Origin of the sequence: Marinococcus halophilus (assembly GCF_900166605.1) — a bacterium.
Lineage (GTDB): Bacteria > Bacillota > Bacilli > Bacillales > Marinococcaceae > Marinococcus > Marinococcus halophilus.
Genome location: NZ_FVZD01000006.1, coordinates 1,998,378 through 2,016,282, shown reverse-complemented (window position 1 = coordinate 2,016,282; position 17,905 = coordinate 1,998,378). Strand labels below are relative to the sequence as shown.

20 protein-coding genes are annotated in these 17,905 nt (G+C 46.3%); 12 read left to right on the top strand and 8 right to left on the bottom strand.

Annotation, left to right across the window (positions count from 1 at the left end; all coding sequences use genetic code 11):
• Positions 1 to 16: 16 nt before the first annotated feature.
• From B5066_RS16305 to B5066_RS16275, 7 genes are all read left to right on the top strand, one after another.
• Entirely contained in the window at positions 17 to 1,156 is a 1,140-nt protein-coding gene (locus tag B5066_RS16305) for a DUF445 domain-containing protein (protein WP_179124143.1), read from the top strand.
• Positions 1,157 to 1,249: 93 nt separating this feature from the next.
• Positions 1,250 to 1,615, top strand: coding sequence for a YlbF/YmcA family competence regulator (locus B5066_RS16300; protein WP_079476941.1), 366 nt, complete (start codon positions 1,250 to 1,252; stop codon positions 1,613 to 1,615).
• 138 nt (positions 1,616 to 1,753) lie between these two features.
• The gene (locus B5066_RS16295) at positions 1,754 to 2,410 is read left to right on the top strand and encodes a lytic transglycosylase domain-containing protein (RefSeq protein ID WP_244897379.1); all 657 of its coding nucleotides are present in this window, start codon (positions 1,754 to 1,756) and stop codon (positions 2,408 to 2,410) included.
• A 1-nt stretch (position 2,411) separates the two neighbouring features.
• Positions 2,412 to 2,681: a hypothetical protein gene (locus B5066_RS16290; RefSeq protein ID WP_079476939.1), complete on the top strand. Its 270-nt coding sequence runs from the start codon at positions 2,412 to 2,414 to the stop codon at positions 2,679 to 2,681.
• A 35-nt stretch (positions 2,682 to 2,716) separates the two neighbouring features.
• A complete protein-coding gene (yidC, locus tag B5066_RS16285) occupies positions 2,717 to 3,481 on the top strand; it encodes a membrane protein insertase YidC (protein ID WP_233133217.1) in 765 nt (254 codons plus the stop codon).
• A 157-nt stretch (positions 3,482 to 3,638) separates the two neighbouring features.
• Positions 3,639 to 4,328 carry a response regulator transcription factor gene (locus B5066_RS16280; protein WP_079476937.1) on the top strand — a complete coding sequence of 230 codons (690 nt, stop codon included), beginning with the start codon at positions 3,639 to 3,641 and terminating at the stop codon, positions 4,326 to 4,328.
• On the top strand, positions 4,325 to 5,704 hold the full coding sequence (locus B5066_RS16275; protein ID WP_079476936.1) for a sensor histidine kinase: 1,380 nt from the start codon (positions 4,325 to 4,327) through the stop codon (positions 5,702 to 5,704). The genes B5066_RS16280 and B5066_RS16275 overlap by 4 nt, the downstream gene beginning before the upstream one ends.
• A 27-nt stretch (positions 5,705 to 5,731) precedes the next feature.
• Here the strand turns inward: B5066_RS16275 and B5066_RS16270 are convergent, their stop codons facing one another.
• Both B5066_RS16270 and B5066_RS16265 read right to left on the bottom strand, forming a co-directional pair.
• Positions 5,732 to 6,655 carry a peptidylprolyl isomerase gene (locus B5066_RS16270; protein WP_079476935.1) on the bottom strand — a complete coding sequence of 308 codons (924 nt, stop codon included), beginning with the start codon at positions 6,653 to 6,655 and terminating at the stop codon, positions 5,732 to 5,734.
• Between the two features lie 124 nt (positions 6,656 to 6,779).
• Complete coding sequence (locus B5066_RS16265; protein ID WP_079476934.1) at positions 6,780 to 6,965, bottom strand: hypothetical protein; 186 nt, start codon at positions 6,963 to 6,965, stop codon at positions 6,780 to 6,782.
• A 161-nt stretch (positions 6,966 to 7,126) separates the two neighbouring features.
• Here B5066_RS16265 and B5066_RS16260 point away from each other — a divergent pair, with 161 nt between their 5' ends.
• Positions 7,127 to 7,696 (top strand): YpmS family protein, encoded by a 570-nt coding sequence (locus B5066_RS16260; RefSeq protein WP_179124142.1) that lies wholly within the window; start codon positions 7,127 to 7,129, stop codon positions 7,694 to 7,696.
• A gap of 42 nt (positions 7,697 to 7,738) precedes the next feature.
• On the opposite strand, the gene B5066_RS16255 is transcribed toward B5066_RS16260, so the two are convergent.
• The 5 genes from B5066_RS16255 to B5066_RS16235 form a co-directional block, all read right to left on the bottom strand.
• Positions 7,739 to 8,287, bottom strand: a complete 549-nt coding sequence (locus B5066_RS16255; protein ID WP_079476932.1) for a DUF3267 domain-containing protein — start codon at positions 8,285 to 8,287, stop codon at positions 7,739 to 7,741.
• Positions 8,288 to 8,471: 184 nt separating this feature from the next.
• On the bottom strand, positions 8,472 to 9,035 hold the full coding sequence (locus B5066_RS16250; protein ID WP_079476931.1) for an HTH-type transcriptional regulator Hpr: 564 nt from the start codon (positions 9,033 to 9,035) through the stop codon (positions 8,472 to 8,474).
• A 39-nt stretch (positions 9,036 to 9,074) separates the two neighbouring features.
• The gene (locus B5066_RS16245) at positions 9,075 to 9,596 is read right to left on the bottom strand and encodes a YtxH domain-containing protein (protein WP_143745455.1); all 522 of its coding nucleotides are present in this window, start codon (positions 9,594 to 9,596) and stop codon (positions 9,075 to 9,077) included.
• Positions 9,597 to 9,610: 14 nt separating this feature from the next.
• Positions 9,611 to 10,696, bottom strand: coding sequence for a 3-phosphoserine/phosphohydroxythreonine transaminase (serC, locus tag B5066_RS16240; protein WP_079476929.1), 1,086 nt, complete (start codon positions 10,694 to 10,696; stop codon positions 9,611 to 9,613).
• Positions 10,697 to 10,731: 35 nt separating this feature from the next.
• Positions 10,732 to 11,160, bottom strand: a complete 429-nt coding sequence (locus tag B5066_RS16235; protein WP_079476928.1) for an HIT family protein — start codon at positions 11,158 to 11,160, stop codon at positions 10,732 to 10,734.
• A 176-nt stretch (positions 11,161 to 11,336) separates the two neighbouring features.
• Here B5066_RS16235 and B5066_RS16230 point away from each other — a divergent pair, with 176 nt between their 5' ends.
• Both B5066_RS16230 and B5066_RS16225 read left to right on the top strand, forming a co-directional pair.
• Positions 11,337 to 12,083 carry an ABC transporter ATP-binding protein gene (locus B5066_RS16230; RefSeq protein ID WP_079476927.1) on the top strand — a complete coding sequence of 249 codons (747 nt, stop codon included), beginning with the start codon at positions 11,337 to 11,339 and terminating at the stop codon, positions 12,081 to 12,083.
• Positions 12,080 to 13,291: an ABC transporter permease gene (locus tag B5066_RS16225; RefSeq protein ID WP_079476926.1), complete on the top strand. Its 1,212-nt coding sequence runs from the start codon at positions 12,080 to 12,082 to the stop codon at positions 13,289 to 13,291. Before B5066_RS16230 ends, B5066_RS16225 begins: the two co-directional genes overlap by 4 nt.
• Before the next feature lie 44 nt (positions 13,292 to 13,335).
• Here B5066_RS16225 and B5066_RS16220 read toward each other — a convergent pair whose 3' ends face one another.
• The gene (locus tag B5066_RS16220) at positions 13,336 to 14,472 is read right to left on the bottom strand and encodes a M20 family metallopeptidase (protein ID WP_079477060.1); all 1,137 of its coding nucleotides are present in this window, start codon (positions 14,470 to 14,472) and stop codon (positions 13,336 to 13,338) included.
• Positions 14,473 to 14,724: 252 nt separating this feature from the next.
• On the opposite strand from B5066_RS16220, the gene liaF reads away from it, so the two are divergent.
• Together liaF and B5066_RS16210 are read left to right on the top strand one after the other, a co-directional pair.
• Positions 14,725 to 15,516, top strand: coding sequence for a cell wall-active antibiotics response protein LiaF (gene liaF, locus B5066_RS16215; protein WP_143745454.1), 792 nt, complete (start codon positions 14,725 to 14,727; stop codon positions 15,514 to 15,516).
• Positions 15,517 to 15,584: 68 nt separating this feature from the next.
• Complete coding sequence (locus B5066_RS16210) at positions 15,585 to 17,741, top strand: transglycosylase domain-containing protein (protein WP_079476924.1); 2,157 nt, start codon at positions 15,585 to 15,587, stop codon at positions 17,739 to 17,741.
• The last annotated feature ends 164 nt before the right edge of the window (positions 17,742 to 17,905 follow it).

Genomic DNA, 17,905 nt, shown 5'->3' with positions numbered 1-17,905 from the left:
CAAAGGAGCAATCACCATGAATGCAGCTATTACTATTATTATTATGATCGCTATCGGAGCAGCCATTGGGGGAGTGACGAACTCACTTGCGATCCGGATGCTGTTCAGGCCATATAAGCCTATATATGTAGGGTCCGTGCGGCTGCCGTTTACACCCGGGTTGATCCCCAAAAGGCGGAATGAGCTCGCTGGGCAGCTCGGCCGGGTCGTAACAGATCATCTGCTGACTCCGGAGGGGCTGCAGACAAAAATTCGAAGTGATATGTTCTCTCGTCAGTTAAATGAATGGGTAACATTAGAGATGAAGGAGTACCTGTATTCTGAAAAAAGCTTATCCGACTATGTCGAAAAGTGGACGGGCCTAAAGGATAGTCGCGGCTTTCTCCGTGAGACGTTAAGAGAGACGCTCGATATAAAATGGGAAGAGGCTAAGCACCGCCATGCAGATACCCCTATTAAGGAACTGCTGCCCTCGGGCGCAGTCCATCAATCAGAACTCATAACCAAAGAGCTTACTCAGGTAATCATGGTGAAAGCCGGCGATTATTTTCGGTCAAGTGCTGGAAAACAGCAGCTGGCACTTTTACTCGAGCGCTTTTTAGAAGGAAAGGGCTCGATGGTGAACTTTTTCGGCACGATGATTGGTAACGACCGTCTCGTAGATCGCATACAACCAGAGGTACTGCGTTTTTTTGAAGATCCCGGCACGGAAAAAATGATTTCAGGGCTGCTGCAGCAGGAACGCAAAGCGTTATTTGAAAAGCCGGCATCGTCAGCTTTTGCATATGTGGACTCACGGGCTGCCGTAGATTATATTGTGGAGACGGTCGATAAGCACGTACCGGTTATGGAAAGGCTGGAACAGCCTTTAAAAGACTGGGCCCCCGCTTACGAGATAAAAGTACTGGAGGAATGGGTGCCAAAGGCAGTACAGAAAGGGCAGGCTTCCATCGCTAAAAGGCTCCCCAACCTGTTTGAACAGCTTCATCTTCACGACGTGATTAAAGAACAGGTGGACTCGTTTTCGACTGCTCGGATGGAGGCTATGCTGCTCACAATTTCCGGAAGGGAATTCAGGCTGATCACGTATTTAGGGGCATTGATTGGCGGTTTCGTAGGCTGTGTGCAGGGAATAGTTGTGTTGTGGGTAGTATGAATAAAAAAATGCCATTGATTCTTCCGGAATGGATGAATTCTATTGGTTGTTCATGTTATGCTCGTACAGACAATCTTAAAGGAGGACTTATATATGTCCAATATTCACGACAAGGCTTATGAATTATCCAGTGCGCTTCGTGACAGCGAAGAATTCCAGCAGCTTAAAGAGCTTCATGATGAAGTAGAGCAGGACGAAGTCGCAAAGCGTATGCTTGATAACTTCCGTAATGTACAGCTTGAACTCCAGCAAAAGCAAATGCAGGGAGAGCAGCCTTCGGAAGAAGAAATTACTCAGGCGCAAAAACAGTTCGAAATGGTACAACAGCACGAAGTTATTTCGAAGCTGATGCAGCAGGAGCAGCAGCTCAGCACAGTGATCTCTGACTTGAATAAAATTATCACTGAGCCGCTTGAAGAACTCTACGGCGTGCCCGAAGAGAATAACGGCCAACAGTAATAAAAAAACTTTCCTCTGCAATGGGGGAAAGTTTTTTTATTGTCACCTGGGTTGTTATAGTTTCTAGTGGATACGTGCTACAATAAACATGGAAGAATGTGTGTCCAGTCACGAGTTATGTTAACAGGAGGGGAAGCTGTGCGTCCGCAGGCCAAGCGTTATCGATACGTTTACTTAATTACAGCAGTGACAGCTTTACTCACAGCAGCTATTGTTTTTATTGCATCATCGGTGCAGGACGGGAGCACACCGACGTACAATTCCCCGGAGGACTTTGCAGAAAATGAAGTTCCGGAAGAATATATTTCTGTTTACAAACAGGCGGGAGAAGATTATGATATTCCGTGGACCCTCTTAGCAGCGGTCCACCGGGTGGAAACTGTGTTTTCTACGATGGAAACCCTGGAAAGCCCGGTAGGGGCGGTAGGACATATGCAGTTTATGCCATGCACCTTTGTAGGGTGGGATTATCCGGGCTGCGGAGGAAATGGCAATACCGACATAGGGGAACAGGAACTAACCGATCCGGAAACGATTAATGAATACGGAGGCTACGGTATTGATGCTGACGGTGACGGCAGGGCGGACCCATATACTCTAGAGGATGCCGTGTATTCGGCAGCAAATTTTCTTGCATCCCACGGAGCAGCAGGCGGTGAGTTACGGCGGGCGTTATATCAATATAACCAGGCGGACTGGTACGTAGACGATATTCTTAATTATCACAACACATATGATGAAGAAGTAGAACTGGTGAGTCTTGAAGAAAATCACTTAGCAGAGGAGGGGGGATAAGTTGTTTTTTATTGAAACGTTTGCAGAAATAAACTGGGTAGAATGGCTTCTCCTTGTAAGCGTGCTCATCACTACGCTTTGGACCGTCAGCCAGCATCTCACCAGCACCAATGCTTATTCTCTCCATCACGAGGAAGCCTGTGTCTGCTATGACGATTACAGCCGGGTGCCTGAGGCGGCTGCTCTTCGCTTTGTTACTGTACAAAAGAAGATACCCGACGCTTCAGACAGCAGGCATGATGATGAAGACTCTTCTTATTTTTCATCATAATCTGGAAGCATGAAAAATAAGAAGGAGTGAATGTAGTGAATAGTAAGTGGAAATTAATAGCAATGTTAAGTGTTTTGATGCTGGTGCTCGCCGGTTGTGGAGGCGAACAGGAAGCAATATCAGCAGACAGTGAAGGAATTTGGAATCGTTTCTTTGTATACCCGTTTTCGTGGCTTTTAATCACGATCGCCCAATTTTTTAACGGAGACTACGGTCTTTCGATTATTGTGGTAACGATTATTATTCGTATCGTGCTTCTTCCGTTGTTTTTAAAACAGCAGAACAGTGCTATTGCCATGAAGCGGCTGCAGCCGAGAATGAAAGAACTTCAGGAAAAATACAGCTCTAAAAATCAGGCAGAAGCACAAAAGCTTCAGCAGGAAATGATGAAGCTGTACCGGGACGAGGGTGTAAATCCAATGATGGGCTGTCTGCCTATTCTTCTGCAGATGCCAATACTGATGGCCTTTTACTTTGCTATTCAGCGTACAGAAGAATTGGCAGCCCACAGTTTCTTATGGGTGGACCTCGGAGAACCCGATCCATTTTTCATTTTTCCGATTCTCGCGGGACTGATGATGTTTTTACAAACGAGAATTACGGCGAAGGACATGCCTGAGAATATGAGGCCAATTATGATGCTCATGCCAGTAATGATGATTGTAGCAGGTATATTTTTGCCGTCTGCCCTTTCTCTTTACTGGGCGACGGGTGGTGTGTTCATGATTTTCCAGACACTCGTTTTCACGAAACGCAAAGAAAAAATGGAGCAGAACCAGCAGGAAAAAACCACAACGTAACCATGAAAAGCCGCCTGCAGGTAAGCAGTGCGGCTTTCTTTTTTAGAAACGCTGGTACATAAATACCGTCTAATACAGATGAAAGTGGCGTCTGAGTAATAATACTGCTACGATAATAGCAGACGAATACGTATCTTCATAGGAAGGAACGAGATATATGACGACTGCATATACAATTTATTTAGTGGAAGATGAAGAAAACCTTTCCGGGGTGTTGAAGCCTTACATGGAAAAAGAGGGGTGGGAAGTGACCGTATTTGATAATGGCACAGAAGCCCTGGAGGCTAAAGAAGACCCGCCGCATCTGTGGGTGCTCGATATTATGCTGCCGGGCACGGATGGCTATCAAATACTAAAAGAAATTCGTTCTTCTAAAAAGGGGGAAGTGCCGGTGATTTTTATTTCCGCGAGAGATCAGGATCTTGACCGGGTGCTTGGCCTTGAGATGGGAAGCGATGACTACCTGGCGAAGCCATTTTTGCCCCAGGAATTGATTATCCGTGCCAAAAAGCTGTTATCCCGTATTTACGGGGAGTCCCAGACCGAGACAAGAAGGACAGAAGTAAACAATTATTATATCGATCCGGAAGCACGTACGGTAACGGATGCTGAAAATAACGATACCCATATCGAATTAACCACAAAGGAGATGGATTTAATTCTGCTTTTGACCGAGGAGGTAGGCAAAGCTTTGTCGAGGGAAGATATTATTGAGCATGTGTGGGGAGAAAACTATTTCGGCTCTGAACGCGCCGTGGATGACGTAGTGCGGAGAGTCCGGAAGAAAATGCCGAGAATTCATCTGGAAACGCTGTATGGATATGGGTATCGTGTACTGCCGTCATGATGAAAGTGAATTTAACCCAGCGCATTTGGCTCTCTTTTATTGCCATTATTGTCCTGGTCGGCTTGACAGTCATCATTGTGTATCCTATTTCAATCCGGGGGACACTGACAGAAGAAACGTACCGGATTATTGAAGAAGAACAAGCCCAGCTCGTTAACCCGCTGAGTGATTATTTTACTCCTCCGGAATCAGATGATCTGGATTTTATTGAAAGACGGGAAGCGGAGCGCTCGGTAGGACACGTGTTTGTTACTGAAAATGAAACGGTCAGCGGGGAGCCGCGTCCGCCGGCGGAAGTAGAAAAAGAAATGCTTGAAAATGCCGGCAACCAAAATGCGGAGCGGGAGCGGTATGAACTTACGTTTAACGACGCTACACTGTTTTACGTTATTACAAAAGTGGAATCGGACGGAGAAGAAGCATTTCAAATTTCCTACATGTGGGATACGTACAGAGACACAATGGTGAATCGTCTGTGGACGCGTCTGGTGTACATACTGCTTATCACAAGTGTCGTAAGCCTGCTGCCGGCGATCTGGCTAAAGCGCTACCTGCGGCAGCCTCTGCGCGTGCTTGGGAACCGTTTTGAACAGATCGCTGAAAGGAATTGGCGGGAGCCGTTCAACTGGAAAGGGGACCAGGACTTTCAGAAGCTGTCCGAGCAGTTTGAACGGATGCGGCAGAATTTAATCCGGTATGACAACTCGCAAAAAACATTTATCCAGCATGCTTCTCATGAACTTAAGACACCGATAATGGTTGTTAAATCCTATGCGCAGTCCGTTAAAGACGGTATTCTGCCGAAAAAAGACATGGAAAAAACGATGGACGTCATCATTGATGAAGCGAACCGCATGGATAAAAGGGTTAGGGATATGCTGTATTATACGAAGCTTGATTCGCTTAAAACAGAGGCGATTGAGCATGAAGAAATCATATTCGGCAAACTGGCTTATGCGATTGAAGAACGCTTTCGACTTCAGCGTAGCGACATCCGCTTTTATATCGAAGGAGCAAGCGTACGTATGTATGCAGATGCTGAGCATATGCGGGTGCTGCTTGAAAATTTAGTGGAAAACGCGCTTCGTTACGCAGAGGACAGTATTTGGATTAAAGCGGAAAAGGATGCAGGAGGCCAAGTGAAAATCACCGTGGAAAATAACGGGGAAAACATAAATGAGGAAGAACTTGAATATATCTTCACGCCATTCCGGAAAGGGAACAAAGGGCAGTTCGGGCTCGGTCTTGCGATTGTAAGCCAGATTGCGGAGCTGCACGGAGCATCAAAAGAGGCAGCCAATACGGAGGCGGGCGTCAGGTTTACCATCATTCTTCCTGCAGAAAATGAAATAGAGACACAAAAAACCGAGGCGTAATCGCCCCGGTTTTTTTGCGGCAGACTGTTAGTTCCCTGAACTCTCTTCACTTGCTTCAGTGAACGTCTGAACCCAGTCTTTGTAATCTTCGTCTTCGACGTTGATCTCAGCGTCCTGCATTAATTCATTCAGCACCTGCTGACCGTCTTTTTGTTCTTCTGCTTGAAGTGTTTCCCTGATATCATCTTTCAATTCCTTATAACTTTCCTTTTTACCGGTAACATTAATTACATGGAAGCCGTGCTCTGTTTCCACAGGCTCTTCGGAAATGGAGTCTGTCTCCATGTTAAAGGCAGCTTCCTCGAAAGCTTCCGTCATTTCTCCTTTGCCAAAATAACCAAGCTCACCGCCGCTTTCACCGGAAGCAGTATCGATGGACTTTTCTTTTGCAAGCTCAGCAAAATCTGCGCCTTCTTCGAGCTTTTTGATGATTTCGTTTGCTTTTTCTTCACTATCTACGAGAATGTGGCTAGCTTCGACCTGGACAAGATCGTCTTTATTTTCTTCGTAGTAGTTTTTCATTTCTTTTTCGGTTACCTCAACATCCTGGGACCCAAGCTCATCAACCACAATCTGCGGTTTTACATATTGCTCCTTGAAAGCTTTAACGCTCTCGACCTGGACGCCCATATTTTCCTGGATGGTTTGAAGGAATTGGTCGTTATCATCTATGCCATACTGCTCTTTCATAGACTTGAATTCCTTGGTTACTTGTTTGTCTGAAATGTCCAGCTCCTCGGCTTTATCATTTAATATTTTTTGCTGGATAAGATTGTTTAAAGCACCTTCGCCGTAGTTGTCCTTCAAGTCTTCCATCAAATCCTGCTCAGAAATACTTTCGCCGTTCACTTCAACAATCGCGCCGTCTCCCGCTGCACTGCCTTCGTTGCTGCAGGATGCAAGCAAAAGGGCACTACTGATCCCTGCGGCCATAAAAATATATTTTTTCATTTCTCCAGCTCCCTATGTATGTTCGTGCTACCCCAATATTGTACCATATTAAAAAGTTTAAAAATGTCGATTAATGTAAAAAAAATCCTATTGTATTATACAATAGGATAAAAAATTCTCAGCTTCAGGCTGCCAAAAGAAGTTCAACGTACGAAGAAACAAGCAGGATGGTTACGAGCACATTGATAGTATTGAAGACCTTCGGCTGTTTTTCATCCGGAACTTCCCGCTGGGTAACAAACTTATTGGTCATGGAGTTCATGATGAACAGATAAGCAACAGCGAACACAATAAAGAAAAGTATAAACATAGAATTCCCCCATTCCTAACGATACTACCATAACAAATCATAAGAGAAAAAGATAGGCAGAACCCGGAAGCACAGAGAAAAAAGATATTATATCTATAACGTTTTTGCCGAACATGATATAGTAAAAAAGCAGTTGTTACAAGAAAAAGGAGTGGATCTGCTTGTCGCGGAACATATGGAAAATTTTATTCATCCTGCTATTAGCCATCAACGTTATTGTCATAGGTGCTCTCGTCTTCTGGTGGGTTTCCCTGGACCAGGAAAGCGGGTCCACAGAAACAGAACAGCAGATTTCCGAAGAGGAAGATTTCCAGCCGTACTTTACCGGAGAAACAGATTCTGCCCAGGTAAATAACATTCTAGAAGCAGAAATGGAAAATGAAAGAGCCGACTTAGTAGTGGAAAATGGCCAGTTTAAGATTGTATCTGCGCTCGAGCTTCTGGGACGCGAAATTGATATTGAACTTAGTTTTGTGCCAGAGGTTTTAGAAAATGGAAATATTGAATTACGGAAAGAGGATTTCTCCATTGCTGGCTTGCCACTTCCGGGGCCGGAAGTATTAACGGTAGTGCAGAGCCAGTCAGAATTTCCGGAATTCGTCCAGATTAATCCTGAAGAAGAAACAATCAGAATAAGGCTTGATCAGTGGAGTGAGGATGAAGAATATACAGTAAGGGCGGACAAAGTTAACCTTGAAGAAGATGAAATTGTCTTCACCGTAGGCAGATAAAAAAGACCCCGGCGCTTTGTCTCGCGCCGGGGCCGCTTTTATTTATGAAGGCTGTTTAAGCACAATATCCATGCCGTCAAGCTTGCGTTCCACTGTACAGTGCTTTGGAGCCCTCACCAGCTGGCGGATAAACGCAAAATCATGGATAGCCATGCCGCTGTTTAAGGAAAACACAATTAGAAAATAATGCATGTAGCCCGGCATAAGCACGGCCCCGGCAATACTTGCTGTTCCAAGTATCACGAAAGGACTGAGCATAGCCGCGACATACATATTTCTCGATACGGGTTTACTGAAGCTGTATTTAATCACAGGAAGCTGCTTCCTGCGGTTTCGGTCAAATTTCCAGGTTGTAGCGATACCAATCATCCAGAGTGGTACGGCGTGCAAAATTGAATGCAGAGGGTAAAGACTGAGCATTATTAAAAGAAGAACTCCTAGTCCGATGCCTTTGAGCTGCGTCTCTGGATGGATCGAACTGAAGATTAAAAAAGTAAACATAAAAGTTAAAAAGGAAAATCCTACCGACATGATTGTCATTTTTGTTGTGTTGTTTTCTTTTCGTAGATTCACTGATTTCCAGCAATTCATGCGACGGCCTCCTCTCTCTCCAAACCCCAACTTTGAATAATGTAATACCAACAGAAGAAAAAATCAATAGGGTTATAAAAAAAATATATAGAACGAAATTTCTAACAATTCGTCCTACAGAAGAGAAAAGAAGCCTATATACTAACGCAGTACGCCTGAATAGAGCAGGTGGCCTGTAAGAGGTTTATTTGGCAGATCTGTCCGCCGGAAGCAATGCACCGTCTTTATCCATAAAATCACTTTCAAAAGACTGGAGGGACTCTTCAAACAGATGCATGAATTCTTCCCCGTAAATGTAGCGCACGATAGTCATAAGTTCAGAAAACTCGGGAAACTTTCCATAAAGGTCTTTGATGGGAAGGGCTCCTTCAGAAACCTGAAACGTCTCTTTTTCGTAGGACTCGAGAATAGAGAGAAGCAGGTTTTCCCCATCTTCTGTAAGCTCAATGTACGTATTACGCTTATCATTTGTCTTTTTCGAAAATTTTAATAGGCTGCGATCCTCAAGCTTTTTGGAAAAATTAAACGCTGTTGAGACGTGCATAACGCCGAACTTCGCAATTCCTGAAACAGAAGCGCCCTCTAATTGGTGCGCTACCCACAGAATTTGAAATTCGTTAATGTTTAAATCATATGGTTTAACCCATTCCTGCCAATCTTTTTCCACCGATTTCCATAATGCTTTAGACAACTGTGCAGCACGAAGGCTGAATAGTATCGACTGCTTTGCATCAAATGAAGAGTCCAATTAAAGAACCCCCTCTCTTATAAGCTGGGTCATCAGTGACTAGGAACGCCGGGTTTCTTTTTTGATCTGCTTATTCAATTGAGAAATGGACTCAGAAATGTCTTTCACCTGTTCCTGAATGGAGGCCACTTCAGGTTCAACTTCCTGCTTGTATCGTTTATAGGTTTTTTTCATTTCTTTGGTCAGTACATCAAAGGCCTGAAAACCTTCTGTAGCAGCATATTGCCAGTCTTCCATCGCTGATTTGTTTGTTGAAGATTTCAAGCCGGCGCGAGTCCATTCCGATTTTTTTATGGAATGGCGTACGGCAGGGCCAGAAGCAGGCGTGGTAAAAAGTATAATTAAACTGCTAGCTATCGACCCCGTGAACATACCGGCAAAAAGAGATTTCAAATCCATCCGCCTCATTCCTTCCTTGAAATACATTTTTAATATATTATTCTTTAATAGTAGTATAGGCGAATTCAGGAAAAAAATAAAGAATTTCAAACAGTTTCTGGAGTCTGGAAAGAAGGCGCGTCTATAAATTTTTATTTTATAAAAATAATCAGCGGTATTCACCGCTGATTAAAAGCCTATTGATTCTGTTTTTGGAAGTTAAGCATAAAGTCCTGTAGAGCCTGGCAGCTTTTTTTGGATACAGCGTTATAAATGGAGGCCCGGCAGCCGCCCACAGACCGGTGGCCGTTTAACCCAACAAAGCCGGCCTGGCTGGCTTCAGTTAAAAACTGCTTGTTCAGTTCTTCCGTAGGAAGATTAAATGTCACATTCATGGAAGAACGGCTGTCCGTTTCGGCATGGCCGCGGTAAAACCCGCCGCTGCTGTCAATAGCGTCATACAGAAGGGCAGCTTTTTCTTTGTTTCGCTGCTGCATGCCAAAGACCCCTCCGCGTTCTTCAACCCATCCGAGCACTTCATTCAGAAGGTAAACAGCAAATGTCGGAGGAGTGTGGAAAAGCGAATTTTTTTCCGCATGAGTGTCGTAGCGAAGAAGCGTCGGGGTGTGGCCGGGAGCCTGGCTGACCCAGTCTTTTTTGACGATAACGACGGTAACGCCGGACGGGCCAAGGTTTTTTTGTGCCCCAGCGTAAATGGCTCCAAACGAAGAAACCGGTACAGGACGGCTTAAAATATCGCTCGACATATCGGCGACTACTGGGGAAAGCCAGTTATAATCAAGCTCCTGCCACTGCGTGCCAAAGATGGTGTTGTTTGTGGTGATGTGCACGTATTTGTCCCGGCTGTCGAGCTGCAGGGTATCGATATCAGGAATGTGGGTGTAGTTCTGATCTTTGGCAGAAGCACCGATCCTGGTCTGGCCGATCATCTCTGCTTCCTTTAACGCTTTTTCCGACCAGGAGCCGGTTAAAATGTAATTTGCTGTTTCTCCCTCACGGAGCACATTCATCGGAAGCATTGAAAACTGCAGGCTTGCTCCGCCCTGCAGAAACAGTACCTCGTAATCCTCAGGGATATCGAGCAGGCTCCGGAGCCTCTCCTGCGCCTGATTATGCACTGCTTCATAATCAGCACTCCGGTGGCTGAGCTCCATAACGCTCATACCTGTATTATTGAAATCAAGCATTTCTTTTTGTGCTTTTTCTAAAACTTCGTCCGGCAGGGCAGCCGGTCCCGCATTAAAATTATATGCACGTGACATATGATCTCTCCTTTTAGCCATCCATATTTATTTTTCTATAAACGATCGGCAATCCCTTTGGCCATATCGGCTAAATCAGCGCTTGTATATTGGTCGTTATTATCCGTGAACGTAAAAGAAAACCCATCGTTCTCCGTATAACGCGGAATAAAATGAAGATGATAGTGGAAAACGGACTGCGATGCCACGCTGTTATTGTTGTTTAAAAGGTTCATGCCTGCCGGTTGAAAGGCATCCTTTATAGCATTTGCAATCTCAGGGGCTTTTTTGAAAAGAGCCGCCGCAGTTTCAGGGTGGAGTTCATAAATATTCTCCTGGTGATCCTTTGGTATTAAGAGGGTATGTCCTTTCGTCGTCTGTCCCAAATCCATGAAAGCCAGAAGTTCTTCATCTTCGTAAACGACAGAAGCGGGGATGTCTCCGGCTGCTATCTTGCAGAAAATGCAGTCGTCATTATGTGCCATAGTGTTATTCTCCTTCCTAAGCATGAATATATCTACTATCCTATTATACGTAGTAACAGTTTAGAGTTAAATGGAAACGTAAGAAGAAATGAATTTCATGCAAAAATATACAAAACCCGGGGAAACTGTGTAGAATATAAAAAGACTGTATTTTACTTAGCTGAAGGAGCGTTTGTATGACAGCATTACTTAATATCGATCATATTACCGGCGGATACAACATTCATAAGCCGGTGCTCCATGACCTGGAATTTGATGTCGGCGCCGGGGAAATTGTCGGCTTGATCGGGTTAAACGGAGCCGGGAAAAGTACAACAATCAAGCATGTTCTCGGGCTGATGGAACCCGCAGAAGGCAGAATTTACATTAATAGTAAAACTATCCATGAAGATGCAGAAGCGTACCGGAAACAGCTGGCATACATCCCTGAATCGCCTATATTATATGAGGAAATGACGCTTTGGGAGCACCTGCGCCTTACGGCTATGGCTTACGGAGTGCCGGAGGGAACATGGGAAGAGCGCAGTGAGAAGCTCATGGAGACCTATCAGATGACCCGGCGGAAAAATTGGTTTCCCAACCATTTTTCCAAGGGGATGCGGCAAAAGGTGATGATTATGTGCGCCTTCTTGGTAGAGCCGAAGCTGTATGTCGTCGATGAGCCGTTTGTCGGGCTCGATCCGGTAGCCATAAAATCCCTGCTCGATATGATGGTGGAAATGAAAGACAATGGAGCAGGAATTCTAATGTCTACGCATATTCTGGCTACTGCAGAGCGCTACTGTGACCGCTTTGTGCTGCTGCACGAAGGTCGTGTCGCCCTGAAAGGAACCATGAAGGAAATCCAAGAGCAGGCAGGAATGCCCGGGGCGAACCTTGACGATTTATATATCGAAGTGACTAAAGGAGAAATTACGTCATGACTGGGCAGTGGTGGAATGAGCGGGCAGGATCGTTTTGGGGGAAAGCCGGCCGCTACCTGCGTTTAATCGGAAACAGCGGATTTATGTTTGCCCTGTATATTCTGCTTTTTGCCGGGGCGGTATTTTATCCAGCTTTTTTGGACTGGCTCCCGCAGTCTTCCTGGATAGTCATTGGTCTTTGGCTGATATTTTCTGTATTAACGCTCCGCAGCCCGGTCCGGCCATTCGTACAGTCAGGGGACCTTGTGTTTTTGCTTCCGCTCGAAAAGCGGATGGCCCCATTCTTTAAAAAATCTCTTCGCTACTCAGCAGCGCTGCAGGGAGTGGAGGTGCTGGCTGTATATGTTGTTTTAGGGCCGGTTATTCAGGAGCGTACTGCTGCCGGGGGAGCTGGCTATTTCTTCATGCTTCTGCTTTTACTCGTAATAACCTTTGTAACGACATTTATAAAGTGGGAAGAATGGAAATGGCACGATCATACTCATCGTTACATATCCACTGCAGCCCGGTGGGGGTGGCCGGCTCTCTTAATGCTTGCCGCCTGGTGGGGGAACATTTATCTGGCTGGCGTTGGCCTCGTGGGGATGGCAGGGCACTGGCAGCTGGTAAAGAGACGCTCTGCTTCTATGCTGCTGCGCTGGGAAGTGCTTCTTGAAGCGGAGAATCACCAACTGGCTAAATTTTACCGTTTTGTTCAGTCGTTTGCAGAAGTCCCACATGTCGAAGTGAAAATTAAACGCCGGCGTTGGCTGGCCTCGCTTGTGGACAAATTAACCCATAAGCAGGAAAATACGTATTTGTATCTGTACGGCAAGGCTTTTGTTCGTTCGGGAGAATACGCAGGCATGTTTATCCGTCTGCTTGTGGTCTGCGGACTGGTCATGTACGCTTTTGCTCCGGAATGGATGCGCCTTGGGATTGGCGGATTGTTTCTTTATATGACCGCTGTGCAGCTGCAGGCTTTGAAAAGCCATTATGCTACTATTGACTGGCCGGACCTTTATCCTGTCCCGGCCGCTTGGAAAGAGGGGGCATTCATCACGTTTACGAGAGCGCTTTTGGCGGTCCAGGGGACAGGGATTGTCCTGCTTCATGTATGGATTGGACAATCGCTCCTCGGGACAGCAGCACTTATTTTATGTGTAGCGCTGCTTCTTCTATATTATCCCCGGTGGGTTACCCGGAGAAAGCAAAAAGAAATGGTATAAATGACGACAGGCCCCCTTTCTAGTAACAGAAAGGGGGCCTGCGATTATGAAGAAGCGCCGGGGTATTCCAAAACAGCTCTTCCGATGACCTGGGCTGCGGTGAGCATAGCGCGTTCATCAATATCGAATTTTGAATGATGGTGCGGATACGTTGTTTCCCAGTCTGGATGACCGGCTCCTGTGAAGAAATAAGTGCCTTTCACATGCTGGAGGTAATGCGCGTAATCCTCTCCGGCCATTGATGGGCTCATATACTCTGTATTCTGTACCGATTCCGTTTTTTTAGCACATTCAGCAATAAACCGGGCTTCCTGATGGTGGTTGTCGACCGGCGGATAGCCGCGAAGGTATTCATAGTCAGCTTCAGCTCCGGCAGCTTCGCAAATGCCATGGACGATTTTTCCGATTTCTTCTTCGAACACATCCCGCACGTTTTCATCAAAGCAGCGGGTGGTGCCGGTAAGCTTCGCGCTGTCGGCAATCACGTTAAAGGCGTTGACAGCTTCGAAGGAGCCGACGGAAAGGACTCCTGAATGAAGTGGATCGAGACGGCGACTGACAATCTGCTGCAGACTGGTGACCACCTGGGAGCCGAGCACGATAGCATCTTTGGTGAGGTGCGGCTGGGCCCCGTGTCCGCCCTTGCCGCGAATCGTAATATGAAAGCGGTCTGAAGCGGCCATCATCGGCCCTTCGCAGTACTGCACAGTGCCATAGGGAACCGTCGCCCATAGATGAGTGCCAAAAATGACGTCCACTCCTTCCAGGCAGCCGTCCCGGATCATTTCAATCGCACCGCCGGGAGCGTATTCTTCCGCGTGCTGGTGAATGAAAACGATGGTACCGCTCAGGTTGTGTTTTTCTTCTTGAAGGGCTTTGGCCAGCACAAGCAGATAGGCAGTGTGGCCGTCATGGCCGCAGGCATGCATAATCCCGTCAACTTTCGAAGCGAAAGGAAGGGCCGTGTTTTCCTGAATGGGCAGAGCGTCAAAATCAGCCCGGAGAGCAATGACGGGACCAGGATTTTCACCGCGGAGAACGGCGGTGACACCGCGCCCGCCTACATTAGTACGGACGTCATGTCCCAGCTGCCGGTGATAATCGGCTATGTAGGCAGGCGTATGCTCTTCCTCAAAAGAAAGCTCGGGGTACTGGTGCAGATACCTGCGAATCTCCACCATTTCGGGGTAAAGCTCTTCTAATCTGGTAAATAAATTGCTCACAGAAGTTCACATCCTTTAATGAAACGTAATAAGCATAGGGAAAATAATTATGTCTCGGTACAGGAGTAGCGTATAATAGACAAGTAAGCTGTATAGTATTTTCTAATCATACATGATCCCATAAGGAAAATAAAATAAGCAAATTTGGAACGGCCAGGCAGTCTGCTGCGTATATTTATAAAATCAATCAAAGAAGGGCGGAAAGAAAGCATGAGCCAAAGAATCGGTTTTGTAGGACTGGGTATTATCATTGCCGGTGTAAGTATCGTGTCTTCCCAGCTCGGTTTTGACGCGAGTCTATTCATCTGGCCAATCATTGCATTAAGCCTTGCTTGCTTTTTTGTTTCCCAACGGAATTACTGGCTTGGTGCTATGTTTGTCGGCCTCGCCCTTTTGCATGTGTCCAATCGGGCGGACGTACCTTTTATATTCACTGCAGTGATCACTATCCTTTTTCTGGCGGGCCTTATCTTATTTTATTTCTGGTGGAATAACTCCCGCAGGGAAATAGATATCGATAAAGACCTGGACACTTCCGCGGAAAGAAATAAAAGCAGAAAAAGGTCTTCCACTAAAGAGGAGGTGCGCCGGACCGGACAGGAGCGGGCGTTTCCGGAGCACCGGCGTTTTCTGGCAGGACAGTGCGTGTATATAAAAAAACCTTTCAGGATGAGTGAAGCTTCTGTCCAATACGGAGCGGGCGAAGTAATCGTTGATTTTTCGAAAGCCAAAACAGAAGAAGAAACGGTTCCTGTAAAGATCAGCGGGATGATCGGAAGTATTAAGCTTTTTGTTCCTGAAAACTGGGATGTGAACATTGACGCCAAAACGCTTGTGGGCGAAACAAAAGTGCTTGGTTATAAAGAAGAAGGCATCAAGTCAGCTATGAAAGTTGAGCACAGGGCGAAAAAACAGGCCGGGATAACGCTCAATATCCATGCAGAGCTTGTCATCGGAAGCATCCAGGTTAAGTACGCAAAACAGCCTGCTGTTTCAATGTAACTTAACGCAATGCCTGCCGACTAAAGCAGGGTGGAACATTTGTGTAAAAAGCGAGGGTGGCAGAGTTCATGAATAAACGAAAATGGGGAAAACGGCTGTTAATAGCAGCGGCCGTTTTTCTTCTGGTGTTTGGTATATACTTATCCTCTGTCGTAATCGGCGCTGCTGCGATCAGTGAAAAGCAGCTGACCATGAATGAAACAACAACCATTGTCGATGACAATGGCGAAAAGCTGGCTGAGCTTTATTCAGAGGACAGGGAAGTTATAGAAGAAGAACAAATACCGGACCATGTAAAAGAAGCATTTATATCCATTGAAGACATTAGATTTTATGATCATCAGGGTATTGACCCGAGGGCAATCGCGCGCGCGCTGTACCGGGATATTTTAGCTGGCGGCATCGTAGAGGGCGGAAGTACAATTACCCAGCAGCTGGCGAAAAACGCCTTTCTTTCGAGCGACCAGACGTTTTTACGTAAAACGAAGGAAGTGCTGATTGCTATGGGTCTTGAGAAGAAGTTTTCCAAAGATGAAGTAATGGGCTACTATTTAAACCAAATTTACTTCGGGCACGGGGCGTATGGAATCCAGTCTGCATCGCAGCAGTATTTTGGTAAGGACGCTTCCGAATTAAATGTCGAAGAAGGCGCCATGCTTGCGGCTATGGTAAAGGGGCCGAGCAACTATTCACCGGTGGATGAGCCCGAGGAGGCCAAAGAACGCAGAGATACCGTTATTGCTATAATGGAACGCGAAGGGTACATATCAGAAGAAGAAAAAGCAGCAGCAACTTCTGCGTCCCTTCCTTCCGGGCTCCAGGAGCAGCAGACGCATCCGGAATACTATACGTATGTGGATATGCTCATGAAAGAAGCCCAGGAAAAATACAACATTGAGCCGGAAGAAATTTACAAAGGCGGTTACACGATACAGGTGCCGATGAATGAGGATATGCAAAAAGCCTCCTATTCTCTTATGCAGCAGGAAGCGTATTATCCGGACGGCTCAGAGGATGCAGAGAGTGCCTTTTTTATGATGGATCACAGTACCGGCGGAGTGGTGGCAGTGCAGGGCGGGCGTGATTACGAACGCCAGGGTATGAACCGGGCTGAGGTACAGCGGCAGCCGGGTTCCGCGTTTAAACCACTTGCCGTGTACGGGCCGGCGCTCGAATCGGGCGATTATGAGCCATATTCAGTGCTCAAGGATGAACAATTAGACTATGACGGTTATTCACCTAAAAATAACAGCGGCGAATACCAGGGCGAAGTAACAATGAATGAAGCACTGGAGCAGTCCATCAACACGTCAGCGGTGTGGCTGTACGACAAGCTTGACCGCAGCGCCACGAATAATTTTTTACAGGATACAGGCATTGAGCCTCAGGGGGAAGGACTGGCGACAGCGCTTGGCGGTCTGGAAAACGGCGTCACCCCTGCGCAGTTAACCGAAGCGTACACCACCTTTTCAAATAACGGGACAAAAACTGAGCCGTACTTTATTACAAACATCAAAGACCGAAACGGAAACATTATTGCAGAAAACGAAACCAAAGAGAAGGAAGTGATGGACCCGCAAAATGCGTGGTACATGACCCGTATGCTTGAAAATGTAGTAGAAAACGGCACAGCTTCAGCCGGAAATACATCTTATGATTTAGCGGGCAAAACAGGAACGACCTCGTTTGAAGCAGTCGAAGACGGGGCGAGGGATGCTTGGTTCGCCGGCTATACACCGCAGTGGACCGGCACGCTCTGGATGGGTTACGATCAGACGACTGAGGACAATTATTTAACCGGGGGGAGTGCCCATGCGGTGGAGCTGTTCAAATCTATTTTAAATGAAACACCTGCTGGGGACAGTGCTGTAGAGTTTGAAAAGCCGGAGGGCGTAAGGGATCTTGAAGAGCCTGTGGAGCTTCCGGAGATCGATTCGCTCGAAGGTGATTTAACATTCGCCGGAGACGGCTTCTTAAATGTCGAGCTTACATGGGAAGCGTCTGAAGACGACCGCGTCAATTACACGATTTACGAAGTAACAGGCGGGGAACGTGAAGAAATTGACCAGGTTCGGGGACAGGGAAGCTATACGATTCAAAATGCAAACCCGTTTAATTTACGGGAGTATGTGGTCGTACCTTCCTATGAGCCTACAAACCAGGAAGGAAACGAGTCAAATACGGCTGAAGTCCAGGCCCGTTCTATTTTTGGGATAGGAGGATGACAGCCACAGGGCAGCCTTGAAGGGCTGCCTTCGTCTGTTCATGAATTTTTTATGAATGTTGGTGAAATACACTATACATGACAGGAACAATCAAGTTATGGTAAAAACAGAAAAGGTGATTGTGCGAACTTGAGTGGTGAGCAGGCAGAGAGGAAGTGCCAAAA